Here is a 16,047-nt window from a genome sequence, read left to right as displayed (position 1 = left end):
AATTTTTCAGGCGGTGCACGCGAATGTTCAGACCGTTATCGATTTTCATCGGCACGCGCTATACCCGCGCCAAGCGCCGCAACCGTTTTGTTTCGTTTATCTCGATGACCTCAATGATCGGCCTCGCCCTGGGCGTGCTGGCGATGATCGTGGTGCTGTCGGTGATGAACGGCTTCCAGCGCGAGATGAGCTCGCGCATTCTCGGCATGGTGCCCCACGCGACCATCGTCGGCGTTAAGCCGATCGATGACTGGCAGCCGGTGGCTGCCGCCGCGATGAAGAACCCGCAAGTGACCGCCGCCGTCCCGTTCACCCAAATGGACGGCATGTTCTCCTACAAGGGGGCGATGCAACCTATTGAAATCAGCGGCATCGACCCGGCCCAGGAAGGCAAGGTGTCGATCGTGGCCCAGCACATCGTGCGCGGCAAACTGGAAGACCTCAAACCCGGCGAGTTCGGCGTGGTGGTCGGTGAAATCACCGCGCGGCGGTTTCGCTTGAACGTGGGCGACAAACTGACCCTGATCGTGCCGGAAATCAGCAGTGCACCGGGTGGCATCACCCCGCGCATGCAGCGGTTGAACGTGGTCGGGATCTTCAAGGTCGGCGCCGAGCTCGATGGCTCCATGGCGTTGATCCACATGGCCGATGCCGCAGAAATTCAGCATTGGCAGCCCAACCAGGTGCAGAGTGTGCGCCTGGCGGTGAAGGATCTGTATGCGGCGCCAAGCGTCTCGGCGGCTATCGCTACTGGCCTGGGCGCGGCTTACAAGGCCGATGACTGGACCCACACCCAGGGCAGCCTGTTCAGCGCGATGAAAATGGAAAAGACCATGATCGGCCTGTTGCTGCTGATGATCGTCGCCGTGGCCGCGTTCAACATCATTGCCACGCTGATCATGGTGGTGAACGACAAGGGCGCCGACATCGCGATCCTGCGCACCATCGGTGCCACGCCACGGCAGATCATGGCGATCTTCATGGTGCAGGGTACGGTGATCGGTATCGTCGGCACCCTGATCGGTGGTGTGCTCGGGGTGATTGCGGCGCTGAACGTGAGTGAACTGGTGGGCTGGTTCGAGCGGGTCAGCGGGCAACATATCTTCAGTTCGGATGTGTACTTCGTCAGCAACCTGCCTTCGGAGCTGCAAGGCGGCGATGTGGTGCTGATTTGCACGGCCGGGTTCGTGTTGAGCTTTCTGGCCACGCTTTACCCGGCGTATCGGGCGGCGAAGATCGAGCCGGCGCACGCGCTGAGATATTCGTAAGGTTTTAGATCGATATCGGGGGCTTGCCCCCCCGATAGGGCCGGGCCAGCCTGCTTCACTCTCCCTTGGGCAACTCGATCACAAACCGTGTCCATCCGGCCTCAGACTCACAAAAAATCCTCCCCCCATGCGCCCGCACAATCGATTGGGTAATTGCCAGCCCCAGTCCCGCATGCTCGCTGCTGCCTTCATGGCGTGCCGGATCAGCCCGGTAGAATCGGTCAAACAAGCGTGGTAACAACCGCGCCGGGATGCCTTCCCCGCTGTTCTCCACCGTCAGCGTTACACCCTCTGCACTCTGCGTCATGCGCACGCGTACTTCGCCGCCCGGTGGGGTGAACCGTAGCGCGTTATCCAGCAAGTTCGACAAAGCCCGCCGCAGCATGCCGCGATCTCCGCCCGTGTGGGCAATGCCCTTGCGCACCAGCGTGACCTGCGCGTCTTCTGCCACCAGGGCGAAAAACTCCAACAACGCTTCAACTTCATCGGCCAGTGCCAAGGGCTCGCGCCTCGGCATCAGCAAGCCGTGATCGGCCTTGGCCAGGTAGAGCATGTCGTTGACCAGTTGCGCCATCCATTGCAGCTCTTCCAGGTTGCTGTGCAGCGCCTCGCGGTAATCCTCCAGCGCACGCGGCTGGGTGAGGATGACCTGGGTCTGGGTCAGCAGGTTCGACAGCGGCGTGCGCAGCTCATGGGCGATATCGGAGGAAAACGCCGACAGGCGCTGGAACGCGTCGTCCAGGCGGCCGAGCATGGCATTGACGGCCTGGGCCAGTTCCGCCAGTTCCACGGGCATATGTTGTTGGGGCAGGCGCTGGGTCAGGGAGTGGGCCGACACGCCGGCCGCCACTTCGCCCATGCGCCGTAATGGGCGCAACCCGCTGCGTGCGGCCCAGGCGCCGAGCAGCGCGGTGGCCAGGGCCGATAAGCCGACGGTCAGCCAGATCAAATGCTGCATACGTTGCAGGAAGTGCTGATGGTGAGTGATGTCGAGCAGCAGGCTCAGTTGGGGCGAGTCGGGCTGGCCGGCCGACAACGGTGCGTTGTAGACGCGGTAATCGGTACCGGCGTTTTGCAGGTTGTGCAGGCCGGGGGCGGTGGGCAGGGTGATGGTTGGCGCATCGTCGAGCCAGCGCTCGCCGCCGGCGCTGATGCGCAGCGTGAGGTCGGGTTGGCGGTTGAGTTCGGCGCGCAGTTGTGCGGCTCGCTGGGCGAAGGACTGCGGCGAATCGACACCCTGCAAGGTGCTGCGCAGCGCGACGAGCTGGCTGTCGAGCTGCTGTTGGTCCAGCTCGATAAAGTGCGCCTCACTGGCCTGGTTGAACAGCACGCCGGCCAGCAGCGAGACCACGGCGGTGCAGGCGGCGAACAGCAGTGCCAGGCGGCTGGCCAGGGACAGGCGCTGGATCAATTGCACCGCTCCTCCAGCACATAGCCCATGCCGCGCACGGTGTGGATCAGCTTGGTGGGGAAGTTGTCGTCGACTTTCAGGCGCAGGCGGCGGATCGCCACTTCGATGATGTTGGTGTCGCTGTCGAAGTTCATGTCCCACACCTGAGAAGCGATCAGCGTTTTGGGCAGCACCTCGCCCTGGCGACGCAGCAGCAGTTCCAGCAGGGAGAACTCCTTGGCGGTGAGGTCGATGCGCTGGCCGTCGCGTTCGACGCGGCGGCGGATCAGGTCCAGGCGCAGGTCGGCCAGTTGCAGCGCGGTTTCCTGGGGCGCGCTGCTGCCACGGCGCAACAGGCTGCGTACGCGGGCCAGTAGTTCGGAAAAGGCGAAGGGCTTGATCAGGTAGTCGTCGGCGCCCAGTTCCAGTCCATGCACGCGATCTGCTACGGCGTCCCGCGCGGTGAGAAACAGCACCGGGATATCCAGGCCGGCGCCGCGCACCGCCTGCAGGATTTGCCAGCCGTCGCGACCGGGCAGCATCACGTCGAGGATCAGCAGGTCATAATCACCGGTCAACGCCAGGTGCTGGCCGCTGGTACCGTCGGCCACCAATTCGGTGGTAAAACCCGCCTCGGCCAGGCCCTGACGCAGGTAGTGGCCGGTTTTCGGTTGGTCTTCGACGATCAGCAGTTTCATGGGCGGCTCGGGCAGCGGGTGGCGAAGGGCTTTATACCGTGGCTGTCAGGCCAAGGGTGCAACCTGACAAAGTTGTAATCCAGCAGTCAGCTGGCTGGCAGCGGCGCCATCTTAGAGTGCTGCCAGAGCGGGTTATACCTTTTTGGAGAATAGCAATGATGTTGCGTACACCCTTGTTGTTGGCGGGTTGCCTGTTGGCGCTGAGTTTCAATGCATCGGCCGATACGGCCCACGCTTATGCGTTCGGCCATCCGGCAGCGGCGGACAAGGCCACGCGTACGGTGCAAGTCACGTTGCAGGACATCGCCTTCTCGCCCAAATCCCTGAATGTGAAGGCCGGCGAAACCGTGCGCTTCGTCCTGGTCAACAAAGGCCAGTTGCTCCATGAATTCAATCTGGGCGACGCCGCGATGCACGCGGCCCACCAGAAGGAAATGCTGCAGATGCAAGCCAGTGGCATGCTCACCGCCACCGGCATGGGCAAGATGGACCACAGCGCCATGGGCCATGGTGAGATGGGCGGCATGAAGCACGATGATCCCAACAGCGTGTTGGTCGAACCCGGTAAAACGGCTGAGCTGACATGGACGTTCACTCGGGCCACGGGGCTGGAGTTCGCCTGCAACTTGCCCGGGCATTACCAGGCGGGCATGGTCGGCAAGCTGACCGTTGAGTAAGGCGTTTCTTAAGGGCGGGGGCAAAGGCTGGTAGACTGGCGCGGTTTATTTAGCCAGGTTTCCGCCATGCATCCCGCAGCCGAACATTCGCCGCTGGGCAAGTCCAGTGAATACATCTCCACCTACACCCCGTCGTTGCTGTTCCCGATTGCGCGTGCCGCCAAGTGGGCCGAGCTGGGCTTGAGCGCCGAGACCCTGCCCTATAAGGGCGTGGACTTCTGGAACTGCTTTGAATTGTCGTGGTTGCTGCCGTCGGGCAAGCCTGTGGTGGCGATCGCCGAGTTCAGCATTCCCGCCGACTCGCCAAACATCATCGAATCCAAGTCGTTCAAGCTGTACCTCAATTCGCTGAACCAGACGGCTTTTGCCGACACGCAAAGCCTGGAAGCTACCCTGTGCACCGACCTCAGCGCAGCCGCCGGCAAGCCGGTCAGCGTGCGTATCCGCAGCCTGGCCGAGGTCGAGGCCGAAGGTGTCATGGCGCTGCCAGGTGTGTGCATCGATGAGTTGGACATCCGCGTCAGTAACTACGAACACCCGCGTCCGGAGCTGTTGCGTTGTGACGATTCGCGCGTTGTCGAAGAGCGCGTGCACAGCCATTTGCTCAAGTCCAACTGCCCGGTGACCAGCCAGCCCGACTGGGGCAGCGTGGTGGTGGAATACCGTGGCCACGCGCTGGATCACGCCAGCCTGCTGGAATACATCGTGAGCTTTCGCCAGCACTCGGACTTCCATGAGCAGTGCGTGGAGCGCATCTTTCTGGACTTGCAGCGCCTGCTCAAGCCGCAGAAGTTGACCGTGTATGCGCGGTATGTGCGCCGTGGCGGGTTGGATATCAACCCCTACCGCAGTACCGAGGATGTGACGTTCCAGAACGTGCGTCTGGCGCGCCAGTAACTGCAAAGCCCCGCGATTGCGGGGCTCTTGCTGTCAGATCCCGATGTTGCCCAGGGTGATCACGATATTGCGTAACGTCCCGGCGATGCCTGGGTGTTCCAGTTCGAAGCCTTCCACCGCGCGGTTCACATCGTCCGCGATACTCGGCGGCTGGGTGGCCGGTTCCAGTTCAAGTTGCACTTCAAACTTGGCAAGCAAGGCTTCCAACGCTTCACGTTTTTCGGCCGGCAGCGGCGGATCCTGTTCCAGTTGCTCGCGCAGGATGGTGACCTGTTCTTGCAGTTTTTCGCGGGCAGGCATGACGTTCTTCCTTTTATCGATAGGCACTGACATAGACCGCGGCACGCCGGGAAAGGTCTACGGGCGGACCTGTAGATTAATCCACCGGGGCCGACTGTGCATGATCTCGATCAGGGCTTCTCGCCTTTGAGCCGGCGTAGGCTGATGTCCGCCAGGCAGGTGGCCAGTTCGCCGAGGTGATCGATCACCGAGTGCACCCCCAAGCCATACAGCGCCACCGTGGCCTTGCCGCGCTTGTGTTCGCGTTCCTTGTCGCTCAGCGCCTGCCACTGCTCGGGCGCCAGGCCGCACAGTGAGCCGCAGGAGGCCAGGCCAATGGTCCATAGCCCGGCGTTCAACCCCGATTGCAGCAGGCGCGGCTCGCCGCTGACCAGCACGCAGCCTTCCAGGCGCTCGATGTTCAGTTCCATCAAGGCTTGCCAGCACGCATGGGGCGCGGGCCAGCGGATGGGGGAGGGCGAGGCGGCCTTGAGCCAGCCTGGCAGGCTGGCGGCCAGTGGCGTGGTGACAGAGGAGGGCAGTTCATCCAGCCAGGCGCAGGGCACGCCTTGCTCCTTGAGGCTACGCAGGATTTTCAGGGCGCCGGGTGTGGCCTGTGACTGTGCAGAGGAGGAGGCTGTGCGTGCCTGGGAACCAAAATCCACCAGGCAGCCACTCAGGCCGAACAACACGGCAGTCAAGGCGGGGGCGCTGGCATTTGCAATCTCGGCGTGAGGCATGTCGACATCCTTGAAATAGCTGTGACGCTATCGGCACCGGATGACAGACGGATGACAGCCTCGTCAATTGTAGGAATTTTGTCCATTTTGCATGGGACGTTTCCTGGCGACTGCCTAAACGGACACTTCCGTCATATACTGACGGCCTTATTCAGGGCATAGCGCCCATGACAGATCATTCAAGGAGTTAAAGCTATGCGCTGGAGCCACTACTTCGCTCAGCTATCGGTGTGTGCCACTGTCCTGTTGGCCCCTTTCGCCGCACAGGCTGCGTCGGAAGATGACCCGTGGGAAAGTATCAACCGCCCTATCTTCACCTTCAACGATACCGTTGATACCTACGCCCTCAAGCCGTTGGCCCAAGGCTATCAGTGGATCACCCCGCAATTCGTCGAAGACGGTATCCACAACTTCTTCCGCAACATCGGCGACGTCGGCAACCTGGCCAACAACGTGCTGCAGCTCAAGCCTCACAATGCCGGTGTTGATACGGCCCGTCTGTTGGTCAATACCACGTTTGGCGTGCTGGGCTTTATCGACGTAGGCACCAAAATGGGGCTGCAACGTAGCGATGAAGACTTCGGTCAGACCCTGGGGTACTGGGGCGTGGGCAGCGGCCCGTATGTGATGATTCCGTTGCTGGGCCCAAGCACGCTGCGCGATGCGCCGTCCAAGTACGTAGACAGCTATACCCAGCCTTACCGGTATATGGATGATGTCTCGCTGCGCAACAGCGTGATGGGTCTGGGCATCGTCGACACCCGTGCCAGCCTTCTCGACAGCGAGAAACTGATCACGGGCGACAAATACACTTTCATTCGTAACGCCTACCTGCAGAACCGCGAGTTCAAGGTCAAGGACGGCAAGGTAGTTGACGATTTTTAAGCTGTGACGTTTTGAAATGAAAAAAAGGCGACCCCCGGGCGGTCGCCTTTTTTGTGCGCGAATTCAGCGCATTTTCAGGATCTTGAGGCCCAGCTGCTGCTCATCACCGACTGTTTTGGCCCACACCACTTCGGTGTCCGCCTCCAGGCCCTTGAGTGCGGCGTGCTCTGAATCGATGCGCACCGTCAACAGGTCGCCCACGTTGAATTGGCGGGGCGCCTGCACCTGCATGCCGGAGCTGGAGAGGTCTATGCAAACCCCCTCGATCTCTTGTCCTGCGTGGATCAGAGACACATCTGCATCCAGTCGCATGCGGATGAAATCGCGTTTCTCAGCGTAGTCGCGCTCGTGTTCGCTCATCGGTTCCATCCTTACTTTGTGTTGTGGTTGTGGCTGTTCTTATAACTCCCGGTGATTTGCGGTGTAAAGACGCTCGGCGACCATCGGCATGAGCTTGAAACGCCTGGCGGATGGGAGTACCGTCTGCGCCTTAGAAGGGCACCTCTGCTTTACAGTTGTGCGTGGGCAAAACGCCTATGCTTTGTAGGACAGAGAGGCTAGAAAGCGAATCCAGTAGTGTGAGTCCGGCCATCGCCGAGCCGCCTACGCCAACCTAATTCTGGCGCCGTTTGCCCACATGCAAAAAACCAGTGCCACGCTGCTGATAATCGATGACGACGAAGTAGTGCGCGCGAGTCTCGCGGCCTATTTGGAAGACAGTGGCTTCAGCGTCCTGCAGGCCAGCAATGGTCAACAGGGTCTCCAGGTATTCGAGCGCGACCAGCCCGACCTCGTGATCTGCGATCTGCGCATGCCCCAGATGGGCGGCCTTGAACTGATTCGCCAGGTGACCGAGCTTGCGCCGCAGACGCCGGTGATCGTCGTATCCGGTGCCGGCGTCATGAACGACGCCGTCGAGGCGTTGCGCCTGGGCGCCGCCGACTACCTGATCAAACCCCTGGAAGACCTGGCGGTGCTGGAGCACTCGGTGCGTCGTGCTCTGGACCGTTCGCGCTTGCTGTTCGAGAACCAGCGTTACCGCGAAAAGCTTGAGACCGCCAACCGTGAACTCGAAGCCAGCCTGAACCTGCTCCAGGAAGACCAGAACGCCGGTCGCCAGGTGCAGATGAACATGCTGCCGGTCAGCCCCTGGACCATCGACGAATTCCAGTTCGCACACCAAATCATTCCGTCGTTGTACCTGTCCGGGGACTTCGTCGACTATTTTCGCGTGGATGAGCGGCGTGTCGCGTTCTACCTGGCCGATGTGTCCGGCCACGGTGCATCCTCTGCTTTTGTGACCGTTTTGTTGAAATTCATGACCACGCGGCTGTTGTTCGAATCCAAACGCAATGGCACCTTGCCGGAGTTCACGCCCTCCCAAGTGCTGGGCCACATCAACCGGGGCCTGATCAGCTGCAAGCTGGGCAAGCACGTGACGATGGTCGGCGGCGTGATTGATGAAGAAACCGGTCTTTTGACCTACAGCATTGGCGGCCACCTGCCGATGCCTGTTTTATACACTCCCGACAGTGTGCGTTACCTGGAAGGACGTGGTCTGCCCGTAGGCTTGTTCAATGAAGCGACCTACGAAGACCACATCCTGGAATTGCCGCCGACCTTCAGCCTGACGCTGATGTCCGATGGCATCCTGGACCTTTTGCCAGAGCCTACACTCAAAGAGAAAGAAGCGGCCTTGCCCCAACGGGTCAAGTCGGCGGGCGGCAGCCTGGATGGCCTGCGGCAGGTTTTTGGATTGGCCACGCTAGGGGAGATGCCGGATGATATCGCCCTATTGGTGTTGAGCAGGAATCTTTGATGAGTACCGGAAGAATCCAATTCGCCGAGCAAGACGGGACATTTGTCCTGAAGTTTGTCGGTGAAGTGCGCCTGACCTTGTGTTCAGCGCTGGATGCGACGATTGAGCGGATTTTCACTGCGCTGAATTTTTCGGCGATCGTGATCGATCTGACCGAAACCCGCAGCATCGATAGCACCACCCTCGGCTTGCTGGCCAAGCTGTCCATTCTGTCGCGGCAGAAGGTCGGCCTGTTGCCTACGGTCGTCACCACCCACGAAGACATCACCCGTCTGCTGCAGTCCATGGGTTTCGACCAGGTGTTCAACATTGTTGATCGCCCGATCCCGTGCCCGGAGTGCCTGACCGATCTGCCGTCCCAGGACCAGTCCGAGGAAGTGGTGCGGATCAAGGTGCTGGAAGCGCATAAAATTCTGATGGGCTTGAACGAGTCCAATCGCGAAGCGTTTCACGACCTGGTGAATGCGCTGGAACGGCATTGATCCCATAGGATCGGATGCACAAAAAAGGGCGGTACCCGTGAGGGTGACCGCCCTTTTTGCCGTGGCAGCTTTTACAGCTTGGCCGCCAACAGTGCTTCGAGTTTTTCCTGATCGCGCGCGAACTGGCGAATACCCTCGGCCAGCTTCTCGGTGGCCATGGCGTCTTCGTTGGACTCCCAGCGGAACTGCGCTTCGGTCATGTGTACGCGAGCTTCACCGGCGTGCCCTGGCGACAGTTTACGTTCCAGCTTGCCGGTGTCGGCCGCCAGCTTTTCCAGCAGGTCCGGACTGATGGTCAGGCGATCGCACCCGGCCAACTCTTCGATCTGGCTCAGGTTACGGAAGCTGGCGCCCATGACCACGGTTTTGTAGCCGTTAGCCTTGTAGTAGTTGTAGATGCGGGTCACCGACTGCACGCCTGGATCATCGGCGCCGGTGTAGTCGCTGCCGTTGGCTTTCTTGTACCAGTCATAGATACGGCCCACGAACGGCGAAATCAGGAACACGCCGGCTTCTGCGCAGGCCACGGCCTGGGCGAAGGAAAACAGCAGCGTCAGGTTGGTCTGGATGCCTTCTTTTTCCAGCTGCTCTGCTGCGCGGATGCCTTCCCAAGTGGAGGCGATCTTGATCAGCACGCGGTCACGGCCAACGCCGGCTTTTTCGTACAGGTCGATCAGACGGTGCGCGCGCTTGAGTACGGCGTCAGTGTCGAACGACAGGCGTGCATCCACTTCCGTTGAAATACGGCCCGGCACGACTTTCAGAATTTCTTGGCCTACCGCTACTGCAAAGCGGTCACTGGCCAGGCCCACATCGCCATTGCAGTCCTGTACGCACTCATCCAGCAGCTTGGCATAGCCGGGGATCGACGCCGCTTTGAGCAGAAGGGACGGGTTGGTTGTCGCATCCTGCGGCTTGAGCTTGGCAAGGGTGGAAAAATCACCCGTATCGGCGACAACGGTGGTGAATTGCTTGAGTTGTTCCAGCTTGGAAGTCATGGGCGTGCTCTGTCCTATGGGTCTGGTGACATTACCCGAGCGCCGACAGGCGCTCAAGGGCGCAAATGCGTTCGATCGTTTGCGAGGGCAACAACCTGAAAACAGCCGTTTGAATCACGGCCATACTGCTAACTAGGAGGCCAAAACCCCCGACAGGTTCAACCCAAATTCCCCCCACCAACACGGCCCCGTGTTGGCGCTGGCTTATCGTGGTGAGCAGGCTTGCCACAACAGTCCGGCCACCCAACGTCTCACCGCCCCTCCAACAACTCCCCCGCCTGATCCAGCAACGCCAACGGATCACTTGCCTTATGAATATCCACCGACAACAACTGCCTGAACCGACGAGCTCCCGGAAAGCCGGTGCCCAACCCCAACACATGCCGCGTAATGTGATGCATCGCCCCACCACTGGCCAAATGCTCCGCAATATACGGCCGCAACTGCGCCAACGCCTCAGCCCGACTGATCACCGGCGCCTCACTGCCAAACAACTGCTGATCCACCTCCGCCAGCAAATACGGATTGTGATAAGCCTCCCGCCCCAACATCACCCCATCAAACACCTGCAAATGTTCCTGGCACTGCTGCAACGTCTTGATTCCACCGTTCAGCACAATCTCCAGTTCCGGGAAATCCTGCTTCAACTGCGCCGCCACGTCATAGCGCAACGGCGGAATGTCGCGATTCTCCTTCGGCGACAACCCCTCCAGAATCGCAATCCGCGCATGCACCGTAAAACTGGTGCACCCCGCATCCCTCACCGTGCCAACGAACTCACACAACTGGGAATAACTGTCACGCCCATTGATCCCGATACGATGCTTCACCGTCACCGGAATCGACACCGCATCCCGCATCGCCTTCACACACTCCGCCACCAGTGCAGGGTGCGCCATCAGGATCGCGCCGATCATATTGTTCTGCACCCGATCACTCGGGCAGCCGACGTTCAAGTTCACTTCGTCATAACCGGCCGCCTCAGCCATACGTGCGCAGGCTGCGAGGTCAGCGGGAACACTGCCGCCCAACTGCAGCGCAAGCGGGTGCTCGGCCTCGCTGTGACGCAGGAAGCGCTCGTGGTCGCCGTGCAGGATCGCGCCGGTGGTGACCATCTCGGTGTAGAGCAGGGCGTGCTTGGAAAGCAGGCGCAGGAAGAACCGGCAGTGGCGGTCGGTCCAGTCCATCATCGGGGCGACGGAGAAGCGGCGAGAGAGGGGGGCGGTTTGTAGGGGCATTAGGGGTCTGAGTCAGCGGGGTGGAATGGTGCGCAGTTTATCAGGGATGGGTCTTGGGTGTGGGAGGCGCGTGTGCTGCGCTTCGCACCACCTCGCGTTGCACATTGCTTTGTGTGGAATGTGTCGGTATCTGAGGCAGGCCAGTACGTCAGATATAGGGGGCTGACCCCGATATTCGTATGCGGTCCATGAACCACACCTACCGCAAGACAACCACCTCGTTTACCGTGGCATCTCTGGCGAGCAGTTCCATGGCAGTAGCGCTTCGTAGTCGGCCACCGACTGCGCATGCGGCAGTCGTTCCAGTACGTGGCGCAGCCACGTATAGGGCTCTTGGCCGTTGACCTTGGCGGTCTCGACCAAGCTGTAGACTTGGGCACTGGCGGTAGCGCCTTTGGGCGTATCGCTGAACAGCCAGGCCTTGCGCCCGATGACAAATGGCTTTATCGCTCTTTCAGCGGCGTTGTTGTCGATGGGTAAAAAACCGGCTTCGACATAACGCTCCAGCCGGCTCCAGTTGTTCGCCAAGTAATGCACGGCCTTGCCTAATGCACTTTGTGCCGTGACCTGCGGCTGGGTTTTATCCAGCCAGCTTTTCAACTGGGCCAGGATCGGCAAGCTTTTTTCCTGACGACCGATAAATCGCTGTTCATCGCTGACGTCCTTGAACTCACGCTCTATGCCGTACAGCTTGTTGATCATCGTCAGCGCGATATCAGCCCTCCCGGTTTTACCCTTGGGCTGCACTTTTTGTGCGTCGACGAACTTGCGTCGTGCATGAGCCATGCACGCCAGCCGTTCCACACCCGGTTGCAACGCCAAGGCGTTGTAACCCGCGTAATCATCAGTCATCACGTAGCCGCGATAACTTTCCAGCAGACCCAATGGCACGTCCTGCGCTCGGCTGGAAGTGTAATCAAACAACACGACTTTGCGATCCGGCGGGCCGCTGGCCTGTACCCACATCCAGGATTGGCTGGTCGGGTCTCGATCCGCTTCCTTCAGTACCTGAACGCGGGTTTCATCGCAATGGATCACGGGACTTTCCAGTAATCGATCACGCATTAGGTTAAGTAGTGGCTGGAAATGCTCGCTGCACTGGATCACCCAGCGCGCCAAGGTCTGGCGTGGGATATCGATGCCGTGACGCCCAAGGACTTTTTCGAATCGGTGCAAGGGTAGGCCATCGACGTACTTGGTCGTCAGCAACATCGCCAACACGCTCGGACTGGCCATGCTCTTTTCGATCAACTGAGCCGGTTTGTCGGCGGTGACCGGGGCCGTTTCGCAGCCACGGCAGCCGTAAACCTTGCGGATATGTTTGATCACCCGGATCTGCATCGGCACGATATCCAGCTGTTCGCTGGCTTCTTCGCCGATGGCATGCTTGCGGCAACCGCAGGCACAGGTCAGTTCGTGTTCGGGCAGGTCATGGATGACTTCGACGCGCGGCAAGTCAGCGGACAGAGGCTTGCGCTTACCACGGCGTTTCGCCGGACCGACGACGTCCTCTTCGGTGTCATCGGTGGCGGGCGCAGCAATGCTTTCTGCTTCGTCAAACAGCGCCAGTTGTGGCGTCGTCGAATCGGCACTTTGCTCAGACTTGCGCCCGAACAGACGCTGACGAAGCAGCGCGTTCTCTTCTTCGAGAACCGCGACCTTGGACTGCATGTAAGCAAGCAATTGCTTGAGTGCAGCAGGGTCATCAGGTAATTGGGCGGGCATGGAAATCATGCCCGGATTATACCCGTCAGGCGACAAATCGTGGAGTCAAAACCTGATGCGGACGGTTGCGCCAAAGGTCAAAGCCGTCGAGCAACCAGTTCAATTCCTGGACGCTCAACACGATGGCTTCATCGGTGGCCTCGGGCGATGTTTTAAACCGTTCAGATTCGAGGCGCTTGAGCCAAAGGCAGAAGCCGTTGCGCTCCCAATATAGGATTTTCACTCGGGTACGGTGGCGATTCAGAAAAACAAAAAGCACCGGGTCGAATACCGCGACTTTAATATCCAGCTCGACCAGGGCGGCCGGGCCGTCGATGGATTTTCGGAAGTCGACGGGCTTAGGGTAGAGGTACACTTTTTCGACTTTGGCGTCGGGACGCATCATGGCGCCTGGCTCCTGAAAGAAATCGGGAGTACAGCATCAGTCATTAGATTTTGGCTTGGAATGTGGGCTTTATGGTGCGCTTACGTTGATTTGGACATGCTGCATGCTGCATGCTCCAAGCTGAACGATGAAAAGCCCCGCTATTGCGGGGCTTTTTGTGCGAGATATTCCAGTGCGAACCGTAAGGGATATGGTGTTACGTGAGAGGAATCGCTGCACCGTCAACGGCTTTGAAGGGCTTGGGGCAGTTAAAACAAAAGTATTTTGATCTTTATTGGTAGCCATATAAAAGGGTGTATATGAGTTCGTTTGTTTTAAAGAATCTTGTTTTGATTCTTATGGTTTATTCGTGCGCTTTGAGCGTGATTCTTATAGCCTATTTTGGGGCTGTTAAAGGTTTTTTGATTGAGATATTTAAGAGTTTTTCGAAACAGCAAAGGTTTCTCGTTATCTTCGCTGCATCCTTGGTCGTGTCAGTTGTTTTGTTGTTTGCGTTATTGTATTTCATAGGTGTTAATGTCGAGACTAATCTTGGGCAGGTTGGCGACTTTGTTGGAGGTATTTTAAATCCACTTTTGAGCTTTATGGCTTTTATCGCCATTTTGGTTTCTATCAGTGTTCAGGAGAAAGATATTTCTGTATCAATCGATTCGCTTAAGGAACAAGAGAAAATTCTCAGGGTTCAGGCGTTTGAATCGTCGTTTTTTAATCTTTTATCAATGCTTAGAGAACGCCGGGCTGAGTATTGCTTCGTCGATGCGGCCGGGAATAAAACAAAGCACTGTAAGAGAACTGCAAATAACATAATGAAGCTTCGGAGGGCGTTAGATGCAAAGGGTGCGTTTACTCTTACTGCTGCAAAGCGGGCGCATCGATTTGTGAAAAATAATCTAGAGAAAATGTCCGCTGCGGGTATCAATAGGCAGTTCTTTCTTGTAAGGGACGTTATTGAGTCAGGAAGTCTGTCTGAACGTCAGAAAAAACACTATTACAAGATTTTTATGAGTGATCTTGATAGCTATGAACGTGCAGTGCTGGTAAACAATACGTTAGTGTTAAAAATGACAAGAAAGCTTTTTCGAAAGCATGGTTTGGTGAGTTTGAGGGACTCATGGATAATTAGCCCAAGTCTTTATAAATATTACAATGGTTAGCACGTATGTGGATCGTTTAAACCCCGGCCTTGGCCGGGGTTTTGCGTATTGGTGTGGTTAGTTAGATTTCTGGAGTTTTTCAAGTTCCATTTGAAGTTTTTCCATTTCAACTTGAGCGGCTAATACCGCTTTCTGACTGTCAGCAATACTTTTGTCGCTGGATGAATAGTCGACTTTAAACTTAATCAGCTCCGTTGGCAGTGCAAAAATTCCTCTGATTGTATTTGGAACAATCATTGCTGCGCCAAGAACCTCACTCGGCTGAACCGTTTTATGTTTTACGAGAACGCCGTTGCTGAATGACACATCATATTCATTTTTTGCGAATCGACCTTTCGGCAAAGATACATAGCCGCTATGGCCAGCCTGGGCCAGGCCAACAGGTATAATGCCAATTGGTGTAGGGCCGGTTGTACCAACATTGTCTATTATTTCATTGACATAGAAATTCAGAATGCCAGGTGTTCGATAAACTAATCCATCGGCGGCAGCAGGGCCGGTCGACTGTGTTTGCTTATCAAAGCCATCGGAACTAATGCTTATTTTTATACAGCCTCTACGAACAAGCTGGTTAACAATATCAAGCTGTTTAGGTTCGTACGGGTCTATAGTTTGAGATACTGAGATAACGGGAGATTTGGTGCATGTAGGGGCGGCTGGCTGCCTTTTGAGTGTTCGATAAACCATTTTGTTGCTGCCTGGAGATTTCATGGCTGCTAAGCTGCTGACAATAGACACAAATATATCTGAAGTTTTGTCATCGCTATGGCCCAGTGCTCCATCAAGTAAGCCATTTTTGCTTTTCAACTCTATGTTGTCTGAGAACATAGGACTGTGGTCAACACCGGCTGAGTATGTGAATTTTTTGTCAGTGGTGATTGGCTCTGCAGTTATTTCGAGCTTTTCAGCGTAGGCAGCATCGCTGTTTAGCGCAAGCGTATGGTCTTGTGTTGCTGTGTTGAGCTCAATTACTTTTTCACTAAGCTCTGCGGTGTGCACTAGTTTCTTAGCTTGCAGCATGGCTAGCTCGATATTTAGTTTTGCTTCTACTTCGGCTTTATTGTCTCCGGAAAGTTTTGCAATCTGCTTCTTTAGTGCACTTTCTTCTGTGGTTAATTCTTTGATTTCTTTCTTTTTGGCTTCTATGGTGTCTTTGAGTTTTTTTACGTTTGCAGCGGTTTCGCTAGAGTTTAGTGGGGTTCGAGAAAATGTTATTTTTACAAGCTGTTTTGGTAGTGAATAAACCGTTCCATTTCCATGGTCTTGATCGGATAATAAATTTGATTTAACCACTGATGTAGTGGTGCACCCTGTTAGAAGAGCCCCCAGTAATACCGGTGTTGCAATATAAAGATTTGGCATGGCATTCCTTTCTCTTAATAGTGTTGGTTATTGGTGTGGCGCTTCAACGG

The 16,047-nt window shown here is 57.2% G+C and carries 17 protein-coding genes; 7 read left to right on the top strand and 10 right to left on the bottom strand.

From position 1 onward, the window contains the following. Window positions 1–23 precede the first annotated feature (23 nt). Window positions 24–1,268: a lipoprotein-releasing ABC transporter permease subunit gene (locus tag KZX66_RS03855; protein WP_248076593.1), complete on the top strand. Its 1,245-nt coding sequence runs from the start codon at window positions 24–26 to the stop codon at window positions 1,266–1,268. Window positions 1,269–1,323: 55 nt separating this feature from the next. On the opposite strand, the gene KZX66_RS03850 is transcribed toward KZX66_RS03855, so the two are convergent. Both KZX66_RS03850 and KZX66_RS03845 read right to left on the bottom strand, forming a co-directional pair. Then, complete coding sequence (locus tag KZX66_RS03850) at window positions 1,324–2,679, bottom strand: heavy metal sensor histidine kinase (protein ID WP_248076923.1); 1,356 nt, start codon at window positions 2,677–2,679, stop codon at window positions 1,324–1,326. Next, on the bottom strand, window positions 2,676–3,356 hold the full coding sequence (locus KZX66_RS03845; protein WP_248076591.1) for a heavy metal response regulator transcription factor: 681 nt from the start codon (window positions 3,354–3,356) through the stop codon (window positions 2,676–2,678). Before KZX66_RS03845 ends, KZX66_RS03850 begins: the two co-directional genes overlap by 4 nt. Before the next feature lie 155 nt (window positions 3,357–3,511). On the opposite strand from KZX66_RS03845, the gene KZX66_RS03840 reads away from it, so the two are divergent. Further along, window positions 3,512–4,033 carry a cupredoxin family protein gene (locus tag KZX66_RS03840; protein WP_248076589.1) on the top strand — a complete coding sequence of 174 codons (522 nt, stop codon included), beginning with the start codon at window positions 3,512–3,514 and terminating at the stop codon, window positions 4,031–4,033. 66 nt (window positions 4,034–4,099) lie between these two features. After that, window positions 4,100–4,930, top strand: coding sequence for an NADPH-dependent 7-cyano-7-deazaguanine reductase QueF (gene queF, locus KZX66_RS03835; protein WP_248076587.1), 831 nt, complete (start codon window positions 4,100–4,102; stop codon window positions 4,928–4,930). A 33-nt stretch (window positions 4,931–4,963) separates the two neighbouring features. On the opposite strand, the gene KZX66_RS03830 is transcribed toward queF, so the two are convergent. After that, on the bottom strand, window positions 4,964–5,230 hold the full coding sequence (locus KZX66_RS03830; RefSeq protein WP_248076585.1) for a DUF4404 family protein: 267 nt from the start codon (window positions 5,228–5,230) through the stop codon (window positions 4,964–4,966). Window positions 5,231–5,340: 110 nt separating this feature from the next. Beyond that, complete coding sequence (locus KZX66_RS03825) at window positions 5,341–5,949, bottom strand: HAD family phosphatase (RefSeq protein ID WP_248076583.1); 609 nt, start codon at window positions 5,947–5,949, stop codon at window positions 5,341–5,343. Window positions 5,950–6,144: 195 nt separating this feature from the next. Here KZX66_RS03825 and KZX66_RS03820 point away from each other — a divergent pair, with 195 nt between their 5' ends. Next, on the top strand, window positions 6,145–6,834 hold the full coding sequence (locus KZX66_RS03820) for a VacJ family lipoprotein (RefSeq protein ID WP_248076582.1): 690 nt from the start codon (window positions 6,145–6,147) through the stop codon (window positions 6,832–6,834). Between the two features lie 63 nt (window positions 6,835–6,897). Here the strand turns inward: KZX66_RS03820 and KZX66_RS03815 are convergent, their stop codons facing one another. Continuing rightward, window positions 6,898–7,194 carry a PilZ domain-containing protein gene (locus KZX66_RS03815; protein ID WP_248076581.1) on the bottom strand — a complete coding sequence of 99 codons (297 nt, stop codon included), beginning with the start codon at window positions 7,192–7,194 and terminating at the stop codon, window positions 6,898–6,900. A gap of 277 nt (window positions 7,195–7,471) precedes the next feature. Here KZX66_RS03815 and rssB point away from each other — a divergent pair, with 277 nt between their 5' ends. Together rssB and rssC are read left to right on the top strand one after the other, a co-directional pair. After that, a complete protein-coding gene (gene rssB, locus KZX66_RS03810) occupies window positions 7,472–8,653 on the top strand; it encodes a two-component system response regulator RssB (protein ID WP_248076580.1) in 1,182 nt (393 codons plus the stop codon). Then, the gene (rssC, locus tag KZX66_RS03805; RefSeq protein WP_010566476.1) at window positions 8,653–9,135 is read left to right on the top strand and encodes an anti-sigma factor antagonist RssC; all 483 of its coding nucleotides are present in this window, start codon (window positions 8,653–8,655) and stop codon (window positions 9,133–9,135) included. Before rssB ends, rssC begins: the two co-directional genes overlap by 1 nt. Before the next feature lie 71 nt (window positions 9,136–9,206). Here the strand turns inward: rssC and tal are convergent, their stop codons facing one another. From tal to tnpB, 4 genes are all read right to left on the bottom strand, one after another. After that, entirely contained in the window at window positions 9,207–10,133 is a 927-nt protein-coding gene (tal, locus tag KZX66_RS03800; RefSeq protein WP_248076579.1) for a transaldolase, read from the bottom strand. Between the two features lie 251 nt (window positions 10,134–10,384). Next, a complete protein-coding gene (gene dusA / locus KZX66_RS03795; protein WP_248076578.1) occupies window positions 10,385–11,371 on the bottom strand; it encodes a tRNA dihydrouridine(20/20a) synthase DusA in 987 nt (328 codons plus the stop codon). Window positions 11,372–11,593: 222 nt separating this feature from the next. After that, complete coding sequence (locus tag KZX66_RS03790) at window positions 11,594–13,105, bottom strand: IS66 family transposase (protein ID WP_248076576.1); 1,512 nt, start codon at window positions 13,103–13,105, stop codon at window positions 11,594–11,596. A 16-nt stretch (window positions 13,106–13,121) separates the two neighbouring features. Then, window positions 13,122–13,481 (bottom strand): IS66 family insertion sequence element accessory protein TnpB, encoded by a 360-nt coding sequence (gene tnpB / locus KZX66_RS03785; protein WP_248076574.1) that lies wholly within the window; start codon window positions 13,479–13,481, stop codon window positions 13,122–13,124. 299 nt (window positions 13,482–13,780) lie between these two features. On the opposite strand from tnpB, the gene KZX66_RS03780 reads away from it, so the two are divergent. Further along, the gene (locus KZX66_RS03780) at window positions 13,781–14,635 is read left to right on the top strand and encodes a hypothetical protein (protein ID WP_248076572.1); all 855 of its coding nucleotides are present in this window, start codon (window positions 13,781–13,783) and stop codon (window positions 14,633–14,635) included. Window positions 14,636–14,692: 57 nt separating this feature from the next. Here the strand turns inward: KZX66_RS03780 and KZX66_RS03775 are convergent, their stop codons facing one another. Continuing rightward, window positions 14,693–15,997 carry a hypothetical protein gene (locus KZX66_RS03775; protein ID WP_248076570.1) on the bottom strand — a complete coding sequence of 435 codons (1,305 nt, stop codon included), beginning with the start codon at window positions 15,995–15,997 and terminating at the stop codon, window positions 14,693–14,695. Window positions 15,998–16,047 lie beyond the last annotated feature (50 nt).

Origin of the sequence: Pseudomonas sp. EYE_354, from assembly GCF_023148575.1 — a bacterium.
In the GTDB taxonomy this organism is placed as follows: Bacteria; Pseudomonadota; Gammaproteobacteria; order Pseudomonadales; family Pseudomonadaceae; genus Aquipseudomonas.
The sequence above is the reverse complement of the archived record's forward strand: the minus strand, read 5'-3'. Positions and strand labels throughout refer to the sequence as shown.

What these genes read in the sequence shown, in the direction of transcription:
- KZX66_RS03825 (WP_248076583.1), bottom strand. Translation starts at nt 5,949, where the DNA reads ATGCCTCACGCCGAGATTGCAAATGCCAGCGCCCCCGCCTTGACTGCC.
- rssC (WP_010566476.1), top strand. Translation starts at nt 8,653, where the DNA reads ATGAGTACCGGAAGAATCCAATTCGCCGAGCAAGACGGGACATTTGTC.
- KZX66_RS03820 (WP_248076582.1), top strand. Translation starts at nt 6,145, where the DNA reads ATGCGCTGGAGCCACTACTTCGCTCAGCTATCGGTGTGTGCCACTGTC.
- KZX66_RS03855 (WP_248076593.1), top strand. Translation starts at nt 24, where the DNA reads ATGTTCAGACCGTTATCGATTTTCATCGGCACGCGCTATACCCGCGCC.
- dusA (WP_248076578.1), bottom strand. Translation starts at nt 11,371, where the DNA reads ATGCCCCTACAAACCGCCCCCCTCTCTCGCCGCTTCTCCGTCGCCCCG.
- KZX66_RS03790 (WP_248076576.1), bottom strand. Translation starts at nt 13,105, where the DNA reads ATGATTTCCATGCCCGCCCAATTACCTGATGACCCTGCTGCACTCAAG.
- KZX66_RS03830 (WP_248076585.1), bottom strand. Translation starts at nt 5,230, where the DNA reads ATGCCTGCCCGCGAAAAACTGCAAGAACAGGTCACCATCCTGCGCGAG.
- KZX66_RS03780 (WP_248076572.1), top strand. Translation starts at nt 13,781, where the DNA reads ATGAGTTCGTTTGTTTTAAAGAATCTTGTTTTGATTCTTATGGTTTAT.
- KZX66_RS03845 (WP_248076591.1), bottom strand. Translation starts at nt 3,356, where the DNA reads ATGAAACTGCTGATCGTCGAAGACCAACCGAAAACCGGCCACTACCTG.
- queF (WP_248076587.1), top strand. Translation starts at nt 4,100, where the DNA reads ATGCATCCCGCAGCCGAACATTCGCCGCTGGGCAAGTCCAGTGAATAC.
- KZX66_RS03840 (WP_248076589.1), top strand. Translation starts at nt 3,512, where the DNA reads ATGATGTTGCGTACACCCTTGTTGTTGGCGGGTTGCCTGTTGGCGCTG.
- tal (WP_248076579.1), bottom strand. Translation starts at nt 10,133, where the DNA reads ATGACTTCCAAGCTGGAACAACTCAAGCAATTCACCACCGTTGTCGCC.
- rssB (WP_248076580.1), top strand. Translation starts at nt 7,472, where the DNA reads ATGCAAAAAACCAGTGCCACGCTGCTGATAATCGATGACGACGAAGTA.
- KZX66_RS03815 (WP_248076581.1), bottom strand. Translation starts at nt 7,194, where the DNA reads ATGAGCGAACACGAGCGCGACTACGCTGAGAAACGCGATTTCATCCGC.
- KZX66_RS03775 (WP_248076570.1), bottom strand. Translation starts at nt 15,997, where the DNA reads ATGCCAAATCTTTATATTGCAACACCGGTATTACTGGGGGCTCTTCTA.
- tnpB (WP_248076574.1), bottom strand. Translation starts at nt 13,481, where the DNA reads ATGATGCGTCCCGACGCCAAAGTCGAAAAAGTGTACCTCTACCCTAAG.